The sequence below is a fragment of the Asanoa ferruginea genome, assembly GCF_003387075.1.
GTDB lineage: Bacteria > Actinomycetota > Actinomycetes > Mycobacteriales > Micromonosporaceae > Asanoa > Asanoa ferruginea.
Genome location: NZ_QUMQ01000001.1, coordinates 3,351,589 through 3,370,893, shown reverse-complemented (window position 1 = coordinate 3,370,893; position 19,305 = coordinate 3,351,589). Strand labels below are relative to the sequence as shown.

The 19,305-nt window shown below is 74.0% G+C and carries 16 protein-coding genes; 8 read left to right on the top strand and 8 right to left on the bottom strand.

Annotated elements, in window-relative coordinates:
- Nucleotides 1–89: 89 nt before the first annotated feature.
- Nucleotides 90–689, top strand: coding sequence for a DUF5709 domain-containing protein (locus DFJ67_RS15930; RefSeq protein ID WP_116068611.1), 600 nt, complete (start codon nt 90–92; stop codon nt 687–689).
- 3 nt (nt 690–692) lie between these two features.
- Here DFJ67_RS15930 and DFJ67_RS15925 read toward each other — a convergent pair whose 3' ends face one another.
- From DFJ67_RS15925 to DFJ67_RS15915, 3 genes are read right to left on the bottom strand one after another with little or no spacing between them, the layout of a single operon-like run.
- The gene (locus DFJ67_RS15925) at nt 693–1,349 is read right to left on the bottom strand and encodes a response regulator (RefSeq protein ID WP_116068610.1); all 657 of its coding nucleotides are present in this window, start codon (nt 1,347–1,349) and stop codon (nt 693–695) included.
- A complete protein-coding gene (gene macS, locus DFJ67_RS15920; RefSeq protein WP_308442532.1) occupies nt 1,346–2,458 on the bottom strand; it encodes a MacS family sensor histidine kinase in 1,113 nt (370 codons plus the stop codon). Before macS ends, DFJ67_RS15925 begins: the two co-directional genes overlap by 4 nt.
- 7 nt (nt 2,459–2,465) lie before the next feature.
- Complete coding sequence (locus tag DFJ67_RS15915; RefSeq protein WP_116068608.1) at nt 2,466–4,733, bottom strand: SpoIIE family protein phosphatase; 2,268 nt, start codon at nt 4,731–4,733, stop codon at nt 2,466–2,468.
- A gap of 174 nt (nt 4,734–4,907) precedes the next feature.
- Between DFJ67_RS15915 and DFJ67_RS15910 the strand changes: the two genes are divergently transcribed.
- Entirely contained in the window at nt 4,908–5,393 is a 486-nt protein-coding gene (locus tag DFJ67_RS15910) for an ATP-binding protein (protein WP_116068607.1), read from the top strand.
- Entirely contained in the window at nt 5,390–5,773 is a 384-nt protein-coding gene (locus DFJ67_RS15905; protein ID WP_239097242.1) for an STAS domain-containing protein, read from the top strand. The genes DFJ67_RS15910 and DFJ67_RS15905 overlap by 4 nt, the downstream gene beginning before the upstream one ends.
- Here the strand turns inward: DFJ67_RS15905 and DFJ67_RS15900 are convergent.
- On the bottom strand, nt 5,758–6,279 hold the full coding sequence (locus tag DFJ67_RS15900; protein ID WP_116068606.1) for an SsgA family sporulation/cell division regulator: 522 nt from the start codon (nt 6,277–6,279) through the stop codon (nt 5,758–5,760). The genes DFJ67_RS15905 and DFJ67_RS15900 overlap by 16 nt on opposite strands.
- 187 nt (nt 6,280–6,466) lie before the next feature.
- The gene (locus DFJ67_RS15895) at nt 6,467–7,063 is read right to left on the bottom strand and encodes a LysE/ArgO family amino acid transporter (protein WP_116068605.1); all 597 of its coding nucleotides are present in this window, start codon (nt 7,061–7,063) and stop codon (nt 6,467–6,469) included.
- A gap of 75 nt (nt 7,064–7,138) precedes the next feature.
- Between DFJ67_RS15895 and DFJ67_RS15890 the strand changes: the two genes are divergently transcribed.
- Nucleotides 7,139–8,014 (top strand): LysR family transcriptional regulator ArgP, encoded by an 876-nt coding sequence (locus DFJ67_RS15890; RefSeq protein ID WP_116076257.1) that lies wholly within the window; start codon nt 7,139–7,141, stop codon nt 8,012–8,014.
- Here DFJ67_RS15890 and DFJ67_RS15885 read toward each other — a convergent pair.
- Nucleotides 8,011–8,946 (bottom strand): ribose-phosphate diphosphokinase, encoded by a 936-nt coding sequence (locus DFJ67_RS15885; RefSeq protein ID WP_116068604.1) that lies wholly within the window; start codon nt 8,944–8,946, stop codon nt 8,011–8,013. The genes DFJ67_RS15890 and DFJ67_RS15885 overlap by 4 nt on opposite strands.
- Before the next feature lie 46 nt (nt 8,947–8,992).
- Between DFJ67_RS15885 and glpK the strand changes: the two genes are divergently transcribed.
- Nucleotides 8,993–10,450, top strand: coding sequence for a glycerol kinase GlpK (glpK, locus tag DFJ67_RS15880; RefSeq protein ID WP_116076255.1), 1,458 nt, complete (start codon nt 8,993–8,995; stop codon nt 10,448–10,450).
- Nucleotides 10,451–10,613: 163 nt separating this feature from the next.
- Here the strand turns inward: glpK and DFJ67_RS15875 are convergent, their stop codons facing one another.
- Entirely contained in the window at nt 10,614–11,444 is an 831-nt protein-coding gene (locus DFJ67_RS15875) for a phosphoribosylaminoimidazolesuccinocarboxamide synthase (RefSeq protein WP_116068603.1), read from the bottom strand.
- Nucleotides 11,445–11,530: 86 nt separating this feature from the next.
- Between DFJ67_RS15875 and DFJ67_RS15870 the strand changes: the two genes are divergently transcribed.
- A complete protein-coding gene (locus tag DFJ67_RS15870; protein ID WP_147315516.1) occupies nt 11,531–12,793 on the top strand; it encodes an ABC transporter substrate-binding protein in 1,263 nt (420 codons plus the stop codon).
- On the opposite strand, the gene DFJ67_RS15865 is transcribed toward DFJ67_RS15870, so the two are convergent.
- On the bottom strand, nt 12,790–13,044 hold the full coding sequence (locus DFJ67_RS15865; protein WP_116068601.1) for a hypothetical protein: 255 nt from the start codon (nt 13,042–13,044) through the stop codon (nt 12,790–12,792). The genes DFJ67_RS15870 and DFJ67_RS15865 overlap by 4 nt on opposite strands.
- An 88-nt stretch (nt 13,045–13,132) precedes the next feature.
- Here DFJ67_RS15865 and DFJ67_RS15860 point away from each other — a divergent pair, with 88 nt between their 5' ends.
- Nucleotides 13,133–16,237, top strand: coding sequence for an FtsX-like permease family protein (locus tag DFJ67_RS15860; RefSeq protein WP_116068600.1), 3,105 nt, complete (start codon nt 13,133–13,135; stop codon nt 16,235–16,237).
- Complete coding sequence (locus DFJ67_RS15855; RefSeq protein WP_116068599.1) at nt 16,234–19,284, top strand: hypothetical protein; 3,051 nt, start codon at nt 16,234–16,236, stop codon at nt 19,282–19,284. Before DFJ67_RS15860 ends, DFJ67_RS15855 begins: the two co-directional genes overlap by 4 nt.
- The last annotated feature ends 21 nt before the right edge of the window (nt 19,285–19,305 follow it).

Genomic DNA, 19,305 nt, shown 5'->3' with positions numbered 1-19,305 from the left:
TGAAAACCGAACCGATTAGTTGCCATGAGGCATCTATCACGTGGGGTCACGGCCGGTTGTGTTGCCGGCCGGGCGGGTAGACGCCCGGTATGCCGCGCGAAGACGAATACCCACGGCCCTGGTCCGACCCGGAGAGCGAAGGCCTGCCGGGCACCGCCGACGACGACTCGACCGCCTACGACGAGGTGGAGTCCGAGCGGGAGACCAGCGGCCCGGACCCGACCGCGTTCCCGACCGACTCGCCCCAGGCGGTCGACCGGTTCGGCACCACCGGTGAGGAGGCCGAGGAGGGTGAGTCGCTCGACTACAAGCTCGCCCGGGAGAACCTCGACGAAGACGTCGACGATCCGCTGGCGACCCCGGCCGACGCGAAGATCCGCGACGAGGAGGACCTCGGCACCGAGCGCGCCCAGTCGCAGCTCGACGCCGACGTGCTCGACGACGGTCCGGCCGACGACTCGGGCTCGGAGTCGTCGCTCTACGACACCGACGGTCTCGAGATCGGCGACGGTGGCGCGCCGATAGGGCGACTGGTCGACCCGGCGCAGTTCGCGGGTGAAGACGAGCCGGAGGGTGCGCTCTTCGACGACGAAGGCGACTCGATCGCCGACGACGCGGGCGCGGCCGGCGGCGGTGCCACCGCGGAGGAACTGGCCATGCACGAGACCGAGGATCCGCCGTACGAGTAAAAGCTAGGGCTGGTCCAGGCCCTGTTCGATGGCATAGCGGGTGAGCTCCACCCGGTTGTGCAACTGGAGCTTGCCCAGCGTGTTCTGCACATGGTTCTGCACCGTGCGGTGGGAGACGCCCAGCCGCTCGGCGATCTGCTTGTAGGACAACCCTTTGGCCACCAGCCGGAGCACCTCGGTCTCGCGGTCGGTCAACGCCGGCGCCGCGCGGTCGGCCGGCTCCGGCGTGGCCGCCAGCCGCCGGTACTCGCCCAGCACCAGGCCGGCCAGGCCGGGCGTGAAGACCGCCTCGCCGGCGGCCGTGCGTGCGACCGCGGCCAGGAACTCCTCGGGCGCCGCCGACTTCAGCAGGTAGCCCGCGGCACCCGCCTTCACCGCGTCGAGCACGCTCTGCTGCTCACCGCTGGCCGACAGCATCAGCACCCGGACCTCGGGCAGGTTGGCCCGCAGGCCGCGGATCACCTCGACGCCGGAGATGTCGGGCAGTTGCAGGTCGAGCACCACCACGTCGGGCCGGGTCGCGCCGGCGATCCGCACCGCCTGCTGGCCCTCCCCGATGGTCGCCACCACGTCGTAGCCGGCCTCGGCCAGGTCGCGGGCGACACCGCTGCGCCACATCGGATGGTCGTCGACCACCATCACCCGGATCGCGTCGGTCATGCCGACACCTTAGGGACCGTCATCTCGATCTCGGTGCCCTGTCCGGGCGCGGAGTGGATCCGCACGGTGCCGCCCAGGTCGGCGATCCGGCCGCGGATCGCCTGCGCGACGCCGAGCCGGCCCTCCCGCTCGGCCGCTTCGAGCCGCCCGGCGGGGATGCCGGCGCCGTCGTCGCGGACCGTCACGGTGACCGCGCCGGGCTCGTCTTCGACCAGCACGAAGACCCGCGCGGCCGGGCCGGCGTGCCGGGCGGCGTTGTCGACCGCGGCACCGACGGCCGCGGCGACCTGGGTGGAGATCTCCGCCGGCAGCGGCACCGCCGTCGCGGGGGCGGCGACCGAGACCACATCACTGGCGTACGCCGTGACGAGCGCACCGAGGTCGACGATGCCGCTCGGCGACGGCGGCGGCGTGGCCGTCGCGATCAGCCGGCGCAGCGCGGCCTCCTGCTCCCCCGCCAGCCGGGCCAGCTCGCCGGCCTCACCGTCGAGGCTGGCACCACGCCGCCGGACCAGCGCGAGCACCTGGAGCACCGAGTCGTGGATGTCGCGGGCCAGCCGCTCGCGTTCCCGGTTGGCCGATTCGAGCTCGACCGCCCGCTGTAGCCGCGCCTCGGCGATCGCGGCCAGCCGGGTGACGTGCCCGACGCCGACGGCCGCCAGCAGCATCAGCGTCGTGCCGGTCACCGATGCCTGGTTGAGCCGCGGGCGCACGGCGATGTCGGCCAGGCCGACCAGCAGCGCCGCCACGACGCCGAGCCGCCGGCCGCCGGCGACCGCCCAGGCCAGCACCGGGGCGGCGAGCCAGGCGACGGCCAGCCCGGGGGTGCCCCGGCCGAGGGCCGCGCTGCCGATCACCCACTGTGCGGAGAGCAGCACCGCGGCGGTGACCGCGACGTCGGCGATCAGCAGCGGCCAGCCGCGCCGCCGCGGCCGGGCGTAGAGCCAGCTCGCGGCGATCGTCCAGCCGATCATCACGAGGGCCACCGGGACCGCGCCGAGCGGCCGCGCGTAGTAGCGCACGTTGCCGGCGATCAAGGCCAGCGCGAAGGCCAGCGAGGCGAACCGGAACACCACGATGGCGCGCCACAACGGGCCCTGAAGGCCCACCGCCGGCTTACCCGGCATCGGCCGGGCGGAGCCGCAAAGCCAGCACGCAGGTGTCGTCGCCCGGGTTGGCCGGCTGGAGGCGCTCGATCAGCGCGTCGACGGGCAGGTCGCCGGTGCCGGCGAGGCTGCGCAGCAGCGGGCCGAGCCAGTCGGCATCGTAGCTGCCCCGCCGCTCGATCAGGCCGTCGGTGTAGAGCAGCACGGTGTCGCCCTCGGCCAGCGTGGTCGTGACGGTCTCGTAGGTGCTGTCCGGGCGCGCGCCGACGATCATCCCGGGTGGCCGGGTGAGCGCCGCGGCGGTGCCACCGGAGAGCAGGATCGGCGGTGGGTGCCCGGCCTGGGCCCAGGTCAGCGCGCGTGTCACGGGATCGAAGTGTGCCACCACCACGGTCGCCGTGGGTTCGCTGGCATCGTCGTGCACGATCCGGTTGAGATAGCGGAGCAGTTCGCCGGGGTCGGTGCTGGTGACGGCGAGCGCCGCCACCGAGTGGCGCAGCCGGGCCATCGTCGCGGCGGCGGTGATGCCGTGCCCGGCGACGTCGCCGACCGCCAGCAGGCTCCGGCCGCCGGGCAGCTCGACCACGTCATACCAGTCGCCGCCGACCCGGCTGACCACCTCGGCCGGCAGGTAGCGGACCGCGACGTCGAGCTCGGGCAGGTGCAGCACGCCGGTCGGGATCGGCAGGATGATCTGCTGGAGCGCGGTCACCAGCCGGTGCTCGGTCTGCTGGCTGCGCAGCCGCTCGGCCAGCTCGGCCTCGATGTCGACCAGCCGGGCCCGGTCCCGGGCGGCCGCCTCGCGCGCCGAGACGTCCTGCACGATGCCGTAGACCTTGAGCACCCGCCCCGTGCGGTCGCGGATCGTCTCGAACCGGGCCCGCAGGTGCCGCTCCTCGCCACCGATGACGATCCGGTAGTTGAGGTCGGCCGGCTGACCGTGCTCGAAGACCCGGGCGAGCTGCGGCGCGATCCGCGGCGCGTCCTGGGGGTGCAGCTGGTCGGCGGCCTCCTCGAGCGTCGGCGGCCCGGCTTCCGGGTCGCGCCGGAAGATCGCGTAGAGCCCGGCCGACCAGTAGACCTCGCCGGTGGTCAGGTCCCACTCGCCCCAGCCGAGCCGGCCGAGCCGCTCGGTCTGCGCGATCCGCGAGGCCAGCCGACGCTCCTCGTCGTGCCGGGTCCAGGTGAGCAGGATGCCACCGCCGAACCGGGAGATCCGCACGGTGAACACCGCCGGCTCGATGCCCGGCACCTGGGCCAGGTAGGTGAACGGGCCCACCTCGCGCGGCCGGCCCGAGTCGAGCACCTGGGCCAGCGAGTGCCACAGCTCGGTGCCGACGATGGTCGGGTAGGCGGTCGCGGTGCTGGTGCCGACCAGTTCCCGGCCGCGCTTGCCGGTCACGTCGGTGGCCTCCGGGCTGGCCGCGACCACGACCCAGTCGACGATCTCGCCGGCCGGGTCGCGGATCGGCACGGAGACACCGACGGCGCCGGGCATCGCGTCGAGCATCGACTGCGCGTCGGTGATCCAGCCGGCCTGGTGCGGATGCACCCGCAACCGCTCGACGATCTCGCCCGCGACGTCGCCGACGACCCGGGTGACCGCATCCTGGACGGCCGGCGGGAAGGGTTGCTGCTTGACGAAGAAGGCGACCACGACCGCGACCGCGGCCTCGCCGCCGACCGGGACTACCGCGCGCGACGGCCACTCCGCACCAGGGCCACCGACCAGCAGGTAGTGCGGCGGCGTCGCGGTGCGGTCGGCCAGGAAGAGCGGTTCCCGGGTACGCGCGACGTAGCCGGCCTCGGTGGGCGGATGCGCCGGCACCCGGCTCCACGCGTCGACCACCGCCGCCGGCACCCCGGCCGCGCCGACGAGTTGCAGGGACCCGTCGGGCTCCACGGCGTAAACGGCGACCGCGTCGCTGCCCGCCTCCCGGGCGAGCCGCTCGCGCAGCGTGCCGGCGAGGTCGGCCAGCGGTTCCCGGCCGGGTGCCGCGACCGCCCGGGCGGCCATCGCGGCGGCCTCGTTGGCCGCGGCCGTGGCCATCCGGCGGACCTCTTCGAACGGTGCCTCCGGGTTGGGCGGTCGGGTGCTGTCGAGCACCGCCGCCGCCGTCTCCGCCTCGGACACCCCGGACCGGTTGGCGAGCTCGCGCAACCGCTGTCGCGCCTCTCCCACCGAGCACTCCAGCCGCTCTGCCAACACCGCCACCGCGGCGTCGATCAGGGCGGCCAGCGGGCCGTCCGCACCCGGGGCCATCCGGTTGTCCGGCACGCTCCGACGATCCCACAGACCCGGCCGCCGTGGCACACGCTTGAGATCCACGCTGTGGCGGCCGGATGCGGGCCTGGCCGGCAGGACGTAGTGTGATTGAGGGCTGCCGCCGCGCTGACGGTTGCTCCGGGGTGCCGCGAGGCGCCCACGTGACTAGCAATTCCGGGGCGGCACATGACCGACGACGGGCACCATCTGCCGGATGCGGTTGTGCCCACCACCGAGTCGGCATTGCTCGCCGAGACGTTCTCCCGGGGTCAGGTGACCGATCTCCGGCACGCCCTGACCGCCTGTGCGGAAGCCGCCGGGTTGCGCGACCAACGGCTCGACGACTTCGTCCTGGCCGTCAACGAGCTGATCACCAACGCGGTCCGGCACGGCGGCGGCGCGGGCGAGTTGCGGCTCTGGCGGGCCGGCCACGCGCTGGTCTGCGAGGTGTCCGACGGCGGCGGCGGGATCGGCCCCGACCAGTTGGCCAACCACGAGCGGCCGGCACCCGACACGGCGGGCGGCTGGGGGTTGTGGCTCGCCGGTCAGCTCAGCGACAGCATGAAGGTGGCGACCGGCCCCGCCGGCACGACGGTGCGGATCAGCACCACTATCGACGGCAACAACTCCAGGCGGGCCGAGGCGGCCGGGACCGGGGAGCGGGTGGAGTGAGCACGGATCCCGCGGCGCCCAGACAGGCCACGGGCGGGCCGCGCATCGAGGAGACCGAGGTCGTCGCGCCCCTGGTGGTGACCACCGGGCGGGTCGGCGACGCGGTCCTGTTGCGGTTGGCCGGCGAACTCGACATGTCGAGCTCACCGGAGTTGCTGGCGCGGATCACCGCGCTGGCCACCGGCGACACGCCCCGGCTGGTGGTCGACCTGAGCGCGCTGACCTTCTGCGACTCGGCCGGGCTGACCACGTTTGTGCGCGGCGACCGGCGCTGTGCCGAGGCCGGCGGCTGGCTCCGGCTGACCGGTGCGCACGGCCACGTGGCCCGGGTGATCGAGATCAGCGGGGTTGACGCCTCGCTGGGCTATCGGCCGTCTTGATCGAGATCAGGGTCGGCCTGGTCGGGTAGCTCGGGTAGGAGTTGGCCCGTCAGCCACGCATCGGCATCGAGGTCTAGTCGGTCAGACTCGCGCCCGCGCGGCACCAGCGTGTAGGTGTCGTCGAGGAACGCGGCGACCGTCGCCCGCGGCGCCTCCAGCAACGCCTGACCGTCGGGTGAGCTCAGCGCCAGCGCGACCGCGTCGCCCTGGGTGGTGCGCCACGGCCAGATGCGCACGTCGCCGAGGCCGCTGGGCTCGTGCAGGCCGGCCGCGAGCAACTCGCGCGCGAACGACCAGCTGATCGCCTCCTGCCGGCGCCGGTCGAGGAAGAAGCGCACGTGCACCGCGTAGGGATCATGCGGGTCGTAGTGCAGGCCGCAGTGCACCGGCACCCCCGTCGCGTCTGGCGCCAGCAGGCGCACCACCGTCTCCACCGCGACGGCAGCCGGCTGTCGCGACTTCTCTCCGCCCGGCCCGTCGACCGCCGGAACCGGCTCGCGATCCATGCCGTCCCCCTCTCACCCGGTCGTGCACCCTCCGCCGATCGACCTGCGCCCCGGACAACTGAGCCTCACCCGATCGTGTTTCGTGAATGGTGCCGCCTGTCAAGAGGGTGTAGTCGCACACCGCGTGCGCGCAACCCGTCGTTTTGTAGTCCCGCTGGGGGGACCGTCGAGGATGGACCCGTCGAGGTCAGCCAAGGACGAGACTCGCGGCGATCGCGACCATGATGGCCGCGATGACGCCGTCGAGCACCCGCCAGGCGCCGGGGCGGGCCAACACCGGCGCCAACTTGCGAGCGCCGCCGCCCAGCGCGGTGAACCACAACGCGCTGGCCGCGGCCGCGCCGGCCGCGAACACCCACTGGTAGCGGTGCTGGCTGGCGACCGCACCGAGGAGCAGCACGGTGTCGAGATACACGTGCGGGTTGAGGTAGGTGAAGGCCAGGCAGGCGATCACCGTGGCGCGCAGGGTGGCGGGTCGGGCCTCACCCGGGTCGAGCGCGGCCGGCCGGGTCGCCCGGCGCACGGCGAGCACGGCGTAGGCGAGCAGGAAGGCGGCGCCACACCACTTGGCCGCCTGGAGCAGCGCCGGCCGGTCGGCGATCGCGGTGCCCATTCCGGCGACGCCGAGCGTGATCAGCAGGGCGTCGGAGAGGGCGCAGACGGCCACCACCGCCCAGACGTGTTCGCGCCGCAACCCTTGCCGGAGCACGAAGGCGTTCTGCGCGCCGATCGCCGCGATGAGCACGATCGAGTTGGCGAAGCCGGCGAGCACGGAGGTGAGCATGGCCGAACCGTACGGTGAGCGGCTGCCCGTACTCCAGCTAAGGTTTTTCATGGTTGTTTAGAATTTCTCATCATGGTGCTCGACTCGACGCAGCTCGCGACGTTCGCCGCCGTGGTCGACGAGGGCAGCTTCGAGGCCGCGGCGCGGGCCCTGCACGTCACCCCGTCGGCGGTCAGCCAGCGGATCAAGGCGCTCGAGCAGGCCGTCGGCCAGGTGGTGCTGCGCCGGGCCAAGCCGTGCCGGGCGACCCCGGCGGGCCGGCCGTTGCTCCGGCTGGCCGGCCAGATCGCGGTGCTCGAACGCGAGGCGCTGGCCGCGGCCGGCCACCGCGACGTGCCCTGGTCGCGCGCCGCGGTCGTGGTCAACGCCGACTCGCTGGCCACCTGGTTCCTCCCGGCGCTGGCCATGGCCGGTGACCGGATCCTCTTCGACGTGCGCGAAGACGACCAGGACCACACCGCCGACCTGCTCCGCGACGGTGCCGTGATGGCCGCGGTCACCGCGCAGCGCGAGGCGGTGCAGGGCTGCCGGGCCGAGCGGCTGGGCGCGATGCGCTACCTGGCGACGGCGTCGCCGGCGGTGGCCGCGCGCTGGTTCCCCGACGGCGGCACGACAGCCGAGTTCACGGCGGCGCCGATGCTGGTGCTCGATCGCAAGGACCGGTTGCAGCACCGGTTCCTCCGCTCGCTGAGCCCCCGACCGGCCGAGCCGCCGACCCACTACGTGCCGTCGGCGTGGGGGTTCACCGAGGCGATCCGGCTGGGCGTCGGCTGGGGCCTGATGCCCGAGCAACTCGCCGGCGGCGACCTGGCCGCCGGCCGGGTGGTTCGGCTCGCCGGCGGCCAGCATCTCGACATCTCGCTCTACTGGCAGCACTGGAAGCTCAGCTCCGCGGTGCTGACGTCGCTCACCGCGGCGGTGCGCCGGGCGGCGGCGGCCGCGCTCCGCTAGGCGAAGAGGGCGGAGACCGACTCGCCGTTGTGGATGCGGCGCATCGCCTCGGCCAGCGCCGGGGCGACCGACAGCACGGTGAGCTGCGGGATCCGCTTCTCGACCGGGATCGGCACGGTGTTGGTGCAGATGATCTCCCGCACCCCCTCCAGCGCGGCCAGCCGGTCGAGCGCGTCGTCGGCGAACAGGCCGTGCGTGCAGACCAGCCGGATCGAGCGGGCCTTGAGCTGGTGCAGGTGGTCGACCAACTCGATCACCGTGCTGCCCTTGGCGATCTCGTCGTCGAGCACGATCACGTCGCGGTCGGTGACGTCGCCGATCACCGCGCTGATCCGGACCCGGTCCTGGAAGCGCTGCTTGGCACCGGCGGCGACCGGCGTGCCGAGCATCCGGGCGAACGCCGCCGCCTCCTTCGCGTTGCCGAGGTCGGGTGAGACCACCACGGTCTCGCTCAGGTCTTCACCGCGGAAGTGGTCGGCGAGTTCGCGCAGCGCGTGCAGGTGGTCGACCGGGACGCTGAAGAAGCCGTGCACCTGCGGCGAGTGCAGGGTCATCGCCAGCACCCGGTGTGCGCCGGCGGAGACCAGCAGGTCGGCGACCAGCCGGGCGCCGATCGAGATGCGCGGCGCGTCTTTCTTGTCGGACCGGGCGTAGGCGAAGTGCGGCAGCACCACGGTGATCCGGCCGGCCGACGCACCCCGGGCCGCGTCGATCATGAACAGCAGCTCGACCAGGTTCTCCTGGGTCGGCGCCACGATCGGCTGGATCAGGAAGACGTCGCGCTCGCGGCAGTTGGCCTGCAACTGCACTTCGAGGCAGTCGTTGGCGAACCGGGAGATCCGGGTCGGCTGCAACGGCACACCGAGGTGCTCACAGATGTCGGCGGCCAGTTCCGGATGGGCTCCACCACTGAAGACCGCGATCTCGCGCACGCCACGATCCTATTCGGGGGCAATTTTCCTCGGCACAATGGCCGGCATGCCGTACGTCGCCGCGATCGATCAGGGCACCACCTCGTCCCGCTGCATCGTCTTCGACGCCGACGGCGGGATCGTCGCCGTCGCCCGCCGCGAGCACCAGCAGCGCTACCCGCGACCCGGGTGGGTCGAGCACGACGCCGCCGAGATCTGGGCCAACGTGCGCGCGGTGGTCGACGAGGCGGTCGCCGGCTACGACATCGCCGCGCTCGGCATCACCAACCAGCGCGAGACCACCGTGGTCTGGGACCGGGCCACCGGCGCGCCGGTGCACCACGCGATCGTCTGGCAGGACACCCGCACCGAGCCGATCCTGCGTACGCTCGACGACCGTGCCGCCGAGATCCGCCGGATCACCGGGCTGCCGCTGGCCACCTACTTCGCCGGGCCCAAGCTGCGCTGGCTGCTCGACAACGTCGACGGGCTGCGCGGCCGGGCGGAGCGCGGCGAGGTGCTGTTCGGCACCGTCGACAGTTGGCTGATCTGGAACCTGACCGGCCGGCACGTCACCGACGTCAGCAACGCCAGCCGCACGATGCTGATGGACCTGCGCACGCTGGACTGGAGCCCGGAGCTGCTCGACGCGCTCGGCATACCCGCGGCGATGCTGCCCGAGATCCGGCCGTCGGCCGAGGTCTACGGCCCGGCCCGGGGCGGCCGGGTCGACGGCGTCCCGGTGGCCGGCGCGCTCGGCGACCAGCAGGCCGCACTGTTCGGCCAGGCCTGCTTCGCGCCGGGCGAGGGCAAGTGCACCTACGGCACCGGCAGTTTCCTGCTGGTCAACACTGGTGCCACCCCGGTGGTGTCGCAACACGGCCTGCTCACGACCGTGGGTTATCAGGTCGGTTCCGAGCCACCGGCGTACGCGCTGGAAGGCGCGATCGCGGTCACCGGCGCGCTGGTGCAGTGGCTGCGCGACAACCTGGGCGTGATCGGCAGCGCCGACGAGATCGAGGCGCTGGCCGCGTCCGTCGACGACAACGGCGGCTGCTACATCGTGCCGGCGTTCTCCGGCCTGTTCGCGCCGCACTGGCGCGGCGACGCGCGCGGGGTGATCGCCGGGCTCACCGGCTACATCACCCGGGCCCACCTGGCCCGCGCGGCACTGGAGGCGAGCGCCTGGCAGACCCGCGAGGTGGTCGAGGCGATGGACGCCGACACCGACGTGGCGCTGCGCCGGCTCCGGGTCGACGGCGGGATGACGGTCAACAACCTGCTCATGCAGTCGCTGGCCGACGTGCTCGACCTGCCGGTGGTGCGGCCCCGGGTCACCGAGACGACCTGCCTGGGAGCGGCCTACGCGGCCGGGCTCGCGGTCGGCTTCTGGCCCGACCTCGACGCGCTGCGCGCGCACTGGCAGCCCGATCGGGAATGGCAACCGCTGATCGACAAGTCCCGCCGCGAGGCCGAGTGGAACCAGTGGCGCAAGGCGGTCGCTCGTACCCTCGACTGGGTTTGAAGGGTCTGTCCTGCCGGTCAGCGCGAGCCGAGACGGAGTCCAGGCGTCGTCTGGTGGTGGCCCGGGATTGCCGGGATACCGGTGTTGTATCTCGGTGATCCCGGGACGCCGCCAGGCGGCGGCTGGGCCCGTCGCAGGCCGCGTTGACCGGCAGGACAGACCCTTACCAGCTTTCGCCGGTCAAGCGCTCGTAGATGTCGATGTAGCGGGCGCGGGTCACGGCCACGACGTCGTCGGGCACCGGGGGCGGCGGCGACTTCTTGTCCCAGCCGGCGCCGGTCGCCCAGTCGCGGACGAACTGCTTGTCGAACGAGAACTGCGGGCGGCCGGGCTCGTAGTCGTCGGCGGGCCAGAAGCGCGACGAGTCGGGCGTCAGCACCTCGTCGGCGAGCACCAGACCGCCGTCGGGTGCGCGGCCGAGCTCGATCTTCGTGTCGGCGATCAGCACGCCCCGCTCGGCGGCCAACTCGGCACCGCGCCGGTATACCGCGAGCGTGATCTCCCGGATCGCCTCGGCGGTGTCCTGGCCGACCTCGGCGATCACCTGGTCGAAGGAGATCGGCTCGTCGTGCGCACCGGCCGGCGCCTTCGTCGACGGCGTGAAGATCGGCTCGGGCAGCCGCTGCGCCTCGACCAGGCCGGGCGCGAGCGGGATGCCGGAGACGGCGCCGGTGCGCTCGTACTCGCGCATTCCCCCGCCGGTCAGATAGCCGCGCGCGACGCACTCCACGGGCAGCATGTCGAGGCGGCGGACCCGGATCGCCCGGCCCGCGAACTCGGCCGGCACGTCGGTCGCGGAGATCACCTGGTTGGGCACGATGTCGGCTAGCCGCTCGAACCACCACAGCGACAGCCGGGTCAGGATCGCGCCCTTGTCCGGGATCGCGGTCGGCAGCACCACGTCGTAGATGGACAGCCGATCAGACGCGACCAGCAGCAGATCGTCGCCGTCGGCATAGAGGTCACGGACCTTGCCCTGGTGCACCAGCTCCACGATTTCAGTAGATCACGTGCCGTTGACACGGCTCGGTACGGGCGGTGTAGTGGTGATCCGCGACCGACAGCCCCAGGAGTTCGTGCGTGCGCAGATTCTCTCGCCGGCCGCCGGTGGCGCTGCTCGCCGCGGTCGCCCTGGCACTGGGAGGCTGTTCGGCCGGCGCACCCGCGAAGTCGTCCGGTCCGGTGACGCTGTCGGTGTTCTGGTGGGGTGACCAGGCCCGCGCCGAACGCACCGAGGCGGCGCTCAAGCTCTACTCGGCCCGGCACCCCGGCACCATGTTCAAGATCACCTGGCAGGCGGCCGACGGCTACTACGACCGGCTGGCGACCCAGGCGGTCGGCGGCAACGCACCCGACCTCTTCCAGATCGACGACGCCCGGTTGGTCGACTACGCCGGCCGGGGGCTGTTGCTCGACCTGACCACGCCGGTCACCGAGGGCCGGATCGACGTGACCCGGTTCCCGGCGGGGCTCTCCGACTACGGCACCGTCGGCGGCCGGGTGGTCGGCGTCGCGGCCGGTGCCGAGACCGCGGCCCTCGTCTACAACCGCACGCTGGTCAAGGAACTCGGCGTGGCCGAGCCGAAGACCGGCATGAGCTATCCGCAGTTCCTGGCCTGGGCGGCACAGGTGACCCGGGAAAGCGGCGGCGACGTCGCCGGCACCGCGGACGCGTCCGGTGACCTCGACGCGTTCTGGATGTGGCTGCGCTCCCAGGGCCGCGAGCTCTACCGGGCCGACGGGCTGGGCTTCCAGAGTGACGACCTGGCGCGCTGGTTCGCGATGTGGCAGGAGGCGCGCTGGGACGAGGCGACGCCGCCGGCCGGCGGGCCGACCGGCGAGCGGGCCCTGGTCGGCGGCGCGACCGCGGCCGCGTTCGGCTGGTCGGGCGAGTTCGCCGGCTGGCAGGGCCAGGTCGACGACGACCTCGCGCTGGTCGCCTGTCCCGGCGACCCGCGCGCGCAGTGGGCCCGGGCCAGCTACTACTGGGCCGGCTTCCGCGGCACCCGCGACGCGGGCGCGGTCGCCGACGTGATCGACTTCCTGGCCAACGACCCGCAGGCCGGCCGTCTGCTCGGCGACGACCGGGGCTTCGCGCCCAACCTCGAGGTGCGCGAGACCAACGCCGCCGACCTGGCCGAGGGCCCGGCGCGCACCGCGCTCGCGTTCGAGAGCGCGGTGAGCGACCGGATCGGCCCGGCGCCGGCACCGCCGCCGCCCGCACACGCCGAGTTGCGGACGCTGCTAGCGGCGGCAGCCGGCCGGGTGGCCAGCGAGAAGTCGACCCCCGGCGAGGCGGCGGCCGACTTCCTGCGCAAGGCCAAAGCCGCGCTCGCGCGCTAACGCTTCTTGCGGTTGCGGCTGATCAGGACGACGGCCAGCACGATGCCGGCGACCACCACGAGGCAGCAGAGCAGGCCGGCGACCCCGAAGAAACCGATGCCGCCACCGCGGCGGCGGCTGCGGGCCGCCTCGACCGCGACGTCGTAGGCGCCGGAGGTGCTGGCCCAGGCGACGGCGGGCACGAAGACCGCGAGGGTGGCAGTGGTGACGACGGCGCCGACACGGGCGAACCATTTGCGGACGAGTTCCATGCAGCCATCCTGAGGTGCGTACGCAAGTTCTGTGTCGTTGGGTCACGGGGCAGACAAGATCGATGCACCGTGACAACCTCTCCCCTCGGTGGCCGCGTCCACCATGCGTGCCCGCGCGATGGCGCCGGGCCCGGTCGACAGGAGCGGGATGTTCGGGCTGATCCTGCGTGCACTCGCCAGCCGGCGCGCGCCCTCCCTCACCCTTTTCCTGCTCACCGTGCTGTCCGCGGGCGCGGCCGCCGCCGCACCGCAATACATCGCGGCGACCACCCGCGACCTCGCGACCGCGAGCGCCGAGGCGGCGCCGGTCAGCGACCGCTCCGCCACCGTGCGCCGCGGCGTCGACCAGGGCGACCTGCGGCCCGACTCGGTCACTTCGGCCGAGCAGGAGGTGCGCGACGCGTTCGCGCTGCCCGACCTGACGGTGCGCGGCAGCCTGCTGGTCAACGGCGCGGCGCTGCACGGCACCGACCAGGCCACGGTGTTGCTCGTCCACCGCACGGGCTTCTGCGCCGAGATCGTGGTCGACGGGAGCTGCCCGGCCCGACCGGGCGAGGTGGCGATCAACGAGGTCACGGCCCGCCAACTGGGGGTCAAGCCCGGCGACGCGATCCAATACCACGCACCCGGTGTCGATCGATACCCGCTCACCGTCTCCGCCGTCTACCGGATCAAGGACCCCTACTCCGACTACTGGGCCGCGTCGGGGCTGCTCAACGTCGGCGGCCAGGCCTCGACACCGCTGCTCACCACGCCCGAGACGATCGTCGACGCCAAGCCGCAGGGCACCACGCTGGTCGTTGACACGGTCGCCAGCCGCGACGTGTTCTCGCACGTCGCACCGCTGACCGTGCGCGACCACATCGTCAGCGGCCAGCGGCTGCTCGGCGGGCGGGGCTACGAGCCGCAGACGCCCCTTCGGGTGCTCGCGGTGACCATCTACAACAGCCAACTAGACATCGTGTACGCCGTGCCGATCAGCCTCGTCGAGCTGCTCGCCTTCTGCTGGATCGCGCTGTTCCTCGCGGTCCGGCACGGCGCGCTCGAGCGCCATCGCGACGTCGGCCTGCTCAAGCTGCGCGGCGCCAGCCGGCCGCGGATCCTGTCGCTCACCCTGGGCCAGAGCGCCGTGCCGATGCTCGCCGGCGGTCTCGTCGGGCTCGCCCTGGCGTTCCCGCTGCGCGCCGGCAGCGGCATCGCGAAGGCCTCGGCGACGACGACCGACCTGCTGTCGGTCGGTGCCGCGCTGCTGACCGTCGTCGGCGCGATCGTGGCCGCGGCCATCGCCGAGCGGCGCGCGTTGGGTGCGCCGGTCGCGCTGCTGATGCGGGCCGTGCCGCCCCGGCACACCGGGTGGCGCTACGGCGCGATCGACGGCGTGCTGGTGATCCTCGCCCTGGCCGGCGCCTACGAGGCCTGGGCCTATGCCAGCCGGCCGGTGGCCGAGACCGACGTCGCGGCCGGTGCGGCTCCGCAGAGCACCTGGCTCGCGCTGCTCGCGCCGGCCCTGCTCGCCCTCGCGCTGGGCGTGGTGCTGGCCCGGGTGCTGGTGCCGATCGCCGCCAAGGTCGGGCAGCGGGCGTTGCGCGCCGGCCGGCTCGGCGTCGCGTTCACCGCCACCGAGCTCGCCCGCCGGCCCGCGGTGCCCCGGCTGACCGCGTTGCTGACCGCCGCGGTCACCCTGTTCTGCGTCGCGGTGACCACCTCGGACACCACCAACCGGCTCGGCGCCGAGCGGGCCTCGACCGAGATCGGCGCCGACAAAGTGCTGCTGGTGAGCGCGGCCAGCCGGGCCCGGCTGCTGGCCGCCACCCGCGCGGTCGACCCCGACGGCCGGTTCGCGATGGCCGTCGTGGCGTCGCCCAACCTCGGCGTGCTGGCCGTCGACGCGACCCGGCTCGCGGCCGTCGCGCGGTGGCGGGGCGACTACGGCGGCACCGATCCCGCGCAGGTCGCCGCGCGCCTGCGGCCCCAGGCTCCGGCGCCGCTCAACGTGACCGGCACCGAGCTGACCCTCGCCGCGACCGGCGTGCGCGGCCGCACCAAGGTCGAGGCCCTGCTACAGGCCACCGACGGCGGCACCGTCACCGCCGACTTCGGCCCGGTCGCCGGCGCCGCGGCCGACTATCGCCAGCGGGTGCCGGAGTGCGAGAGCAGTTGCCGGCTCGTGTCCTTCCGGTTCACCGGTCTGACCAAGGTCCCCCAGCGGGTGGTCGGCCCCGACGCGCCACCACTGCCACCGGACCGGCCGACGCCCGACGCGGTCCGGCTCACCGCGCTGCGCGGGGCGAGCGGCGGGGTCGACGCGGCCGCGTTCGCCGACCGGTCGCGCTGGCGCACCGCGGTGGCTGCCGGTCCGCAGCCACCGGCCGTCGCCACCAGCACCGCCGGCCTCTTGGTCACCCCCGGGCCGACCGGCGAGAGCGACCCTTCGGTGTTCGTCGACGACAGCCCCGACCGGCTGCCCGCCATCGCGGCCGGCGTCCGCGGCGCCGAGTTCTCCGCCGGCGACCCCCACGTGGTGGCGTTCCCGGGCGCCTCGGTCCCGGTCAACGTGACCGGCGACGCGCACGCGCTGCCCCGGGTTGGCCGCGACGCGGTGCTGGTCGACCTGGAGACGGCCGACCTGATCAGCGGCGACCTCGGCGGCGGCGAGTCGCTACAGGTCTGGGCGACCGACGACGCACCGGCCGACCTCGCCGACCGGCTCGCCGAGCAGGGCGTGGTCGCATTCAGCACCGGCACGATCGCCGCGCTGACCGACCGCTACAGCCGCCAGGCGCCGCCGTCGACCGTCCGCTTCCAACTGCTCGCCGCCGCGCTGATGGTGCTGCTCGCGGCCGGTGCGCTGGGCGTGATCGTCGCGGTCGAGCGGCGGCCCCGCGGCGCCGAGCTGACCTCGCTGCGCCGGCAGGGCCTGACCGCGCGGGCGGTCACCCGGGCCACCCTCGGCGGCTACCTGGTCGTGTCAGGCGTCGCGCTGGTCGCCGGGGTGTTCGCCGCGCTGCCCGCCCGCACGGTGCTGGCCGCGCCGCTCAACGTGTTCGCCGACGGCTGGGACGTGCTGCCACCGCCGGCCGCCGTCCGGGCCGTCCCGCTGCTGCTCGCGCTGGCCGCGGCGGCGCTGGTCTACGCGGTCGTCGTGCTGTTGGCAGCCGGCCTGCTGCGCCGCAACGGTGGGGAGCCGACATGATCGCCGTGATCCTCGACCTGTTCCGGGCGGCCCGCGGCCGCACCGCGGTGCTGCTGCTGTTGGGCACCCTCCCGGTGGCCGCGGCGGTGGCCGGCCCGGCCTACGTGGCGGCCGCGCAGCGCACCATCGTCGCCACCGAGGTGGCCGGCGCCGCGCCGGGCGAGACCGTGCTCAGCTTCCAGCGTCCCAGCGATGACCCGGGCGCGGCCGGCGACACGTTCGAGCGGCTCGGCGGTGGCGCCTTCGGCACGCCCGGGTTCGAGCCGATCTTCGGCGCCTCCTTCGACATCGCCGTGCCCAACATCGACGTGGCGTTCAAGCTGTCCTACCGCGACCGGGTCTGCGGGCACGTCAGCCTCGACGCCGGCCGCTGCCCCACCGGCCGCGGCGAGGTGATGCTCGGCTTCCGCACCGCCGAGCGGATCCACGCGTCGGTCGGCGACGCGCTGTCGGTCCGCCAGTCCAAGTTCGTGCTCGCCGACGGCGCCAACGAGTTGCACCGGCTCGGCGAAGCCGTGCCGCTCTCCGTCGTCGGCATCTACCGGCCGACCGATCCGGCCGCCGCCTACTGGGGCGCCACCCCGCCGTTCCCGCCCGGGCTGCTGACCAACGGGCTGGTCGGCACCGACGTGGCCAACAACGTCGGTGTCGAGCCGGTGTTCGGTTCGCGGGCCACCGCCAAGCTGTTCACTCTCGTGGTGCCGGAGGCGCAGTCCTACGACCTGATCGCCGATCCGGCCCAGCTCACCACCGGATGGGTCGACCGCTATCCGGCCGAGCTCGACCGGCTCAACAACAAGGCCACCGAAAACCAGGCCACCCTGGTCAGCGGCGCCGGCCCGCTGATCGCCCGGATCGAGGAGAGTCGCGCGGCGGTGCGTTCGCTGGTGCCCTGGCTGGCGCTGACCGTCGTGCCGTTGTGCTGGTTCGTGATCTTCCTGGCGGCGGCGTCCGGATCCGACACCCGCCGGACCGAGCTGGGCCAGGTGGCGCTGCGCGGCATGCCGTTGCCGCACCGCTGGTGGCTCGCGGCCGGCCCGGACTGGGCCGCGCTGCTCGTCGGTGCGCCCATCGGCTTCGTCGCCGGCCAGCTTGTGGGCGACTGGGCCGTGCCCGGTGGCGGCGTCGACCTCGGCCTACCCGGCGACACCGTCCGCTATGCCGTGGTGGCGGTCGCCGGTGCCCTGCTCGCCGCCGCCCTCGCCTACCGGCCACTGATCACCGGCCGGGCCATCGATCTGCTGCGGAAGGTGACCCGGCAGGGCGGTGCCTGGCGGTCGGCGACGATCGACGCGATGGTGGTCGCGCTGGCCGTGTTCACCGCCGTCGAGGCCCGCGGCGAGGCCGGCCCGGTCCACGGCGGCCTCGGCATCCTCGCGCCCGCGCTGCTCATCCTGGCCGGTGCGCTGCTCGTCGCCCGGCTGCTCGGGCCGGCCGCACGCCGGGTCGGTGGCCGGGCGTTGCTCGCCGGTCGGCTCTCCGGGGCGCTGGCCGGCATCGAGCTGTCCCGCCGCTCGGCACCCCGCCGGGCGGTGACGCTGGCCGTGCTGGGCGTCGCGCTGCTCTGCTTCGCGGTGCTCGCGGTCGACCTGGGTGGCGCCGCCCGCGAGCAGCGGGCCGGCATCGAACTCGGCGCCGACCGGGTGTTCAACGTCAACCAACTCGCCGGCGGGGCGCTGCGTACCGCCGTGCGGCAGGCCGATCCCGACGGTCGCTGGGCGATGGCGGTGGTGCGCATCCCCGCCACCGGCTCCGGCCCGACGACCATCGCGGCCGACACCGACCGGCTTTCGGCGGTGGCCTGGCCCGGCTCGGTGCCCGCCGACCAGAGCGCCCGATTGCGCCCGCAACGCGCGCCCTCGCTGTCGGTGGCCGGCAGCCACATCCGGGTCGACGCGACCGTCGTCGCCGACAGCATCGACCCGCTGACCCGGCCCTTCTTCCAGGGCGACACGCCGGAACTGCGCGCCCTCGTGCAGGCGCCGGGCGAGGCCGACCGCACCGTGTCGCTGGGCCCGCTGCGGCCAGGACGGCACCGCTACGACGGCAGCCTCCCGCAATGCCAGCCGGCCTGCCGGTTGATCGGGTTGGAGGTGCAACCCACCTGGGGCACCACCGAGCTGACGGTGCACCAGATCGCCGCGACCGGTCCCGACAAGGTCGTCGCCGGCCCCGACGTGCTGCGCGACACGACCCGCTGGCGGGCCACCACCGAAGACGGCATCGAGTCGACCGCGCCGAAGCTGACCTCGGCGGCCGACGGCGCCACCGTGGTGTTGCAGACGACCCAGGTGCCGCAGCGGTTGCTGGTCGCCGACGCGCCGCCCGTGCTGCCGATCCTGCGCACCACCTCGGCCGCCGCTCGCGAGACCGACACCGGTTGGGCGCTCTCCTCGCCCGGCCGCACCGAGACGGTCCCGGCCGACAGCGTCGGCGCGCTGGCTACCCTGCCCGGCCTCGGCGCATCCGGCCTGCTGGTCGACATCGGCTACCTCGACACCGCCGCGCCGATGGGTGCCGGCGGCACGCCGCAGGTCTGGATCGGCCCCGACGCGCCGGACGACGCCGTCGCCCAGCTGGCCGCGGTGGGCCTGACCGTGCTCGGCGAGACCTCGGTGCGCGACGTGGCAGACCTCGCCGCCCGTGACGGTGCCGCGCTGGCCTCCCGCTACGAGCTGGTCAGCGCCGGTTTCGCGGTGTTGCTGGTGCTGCTCGGCCTCGGTCTGGTGGCCGCGGCCGAAAACGCGGACCGCTCGGCCCGCACCCGGGTGCTGCGGTCGCAGGGCGTTCCGGCACCGACACTCCGCTCGGCAGCCCGGCACCTGCGGCTCTGGCCGGTCCTGCTCGGCGTGCTGCTCGGCCCGCCGCTGGCCATCGCCGCCTGGGTGGTGGCCAACCCGGCCATCCCGGTCTTCCTCGACGCCGACTGGCCACTGGCGCTGCCGACCCTGCCCAACCCGATCACGCTGGGTCTGGTCTGGGCGGCCTGCGCGGTGCCGCTGCTGGTGCTCGCGCTGGTCCGGCAGCGCCGCGCGACGGCCTTCTGACGGACCCGCCAGACTGACATA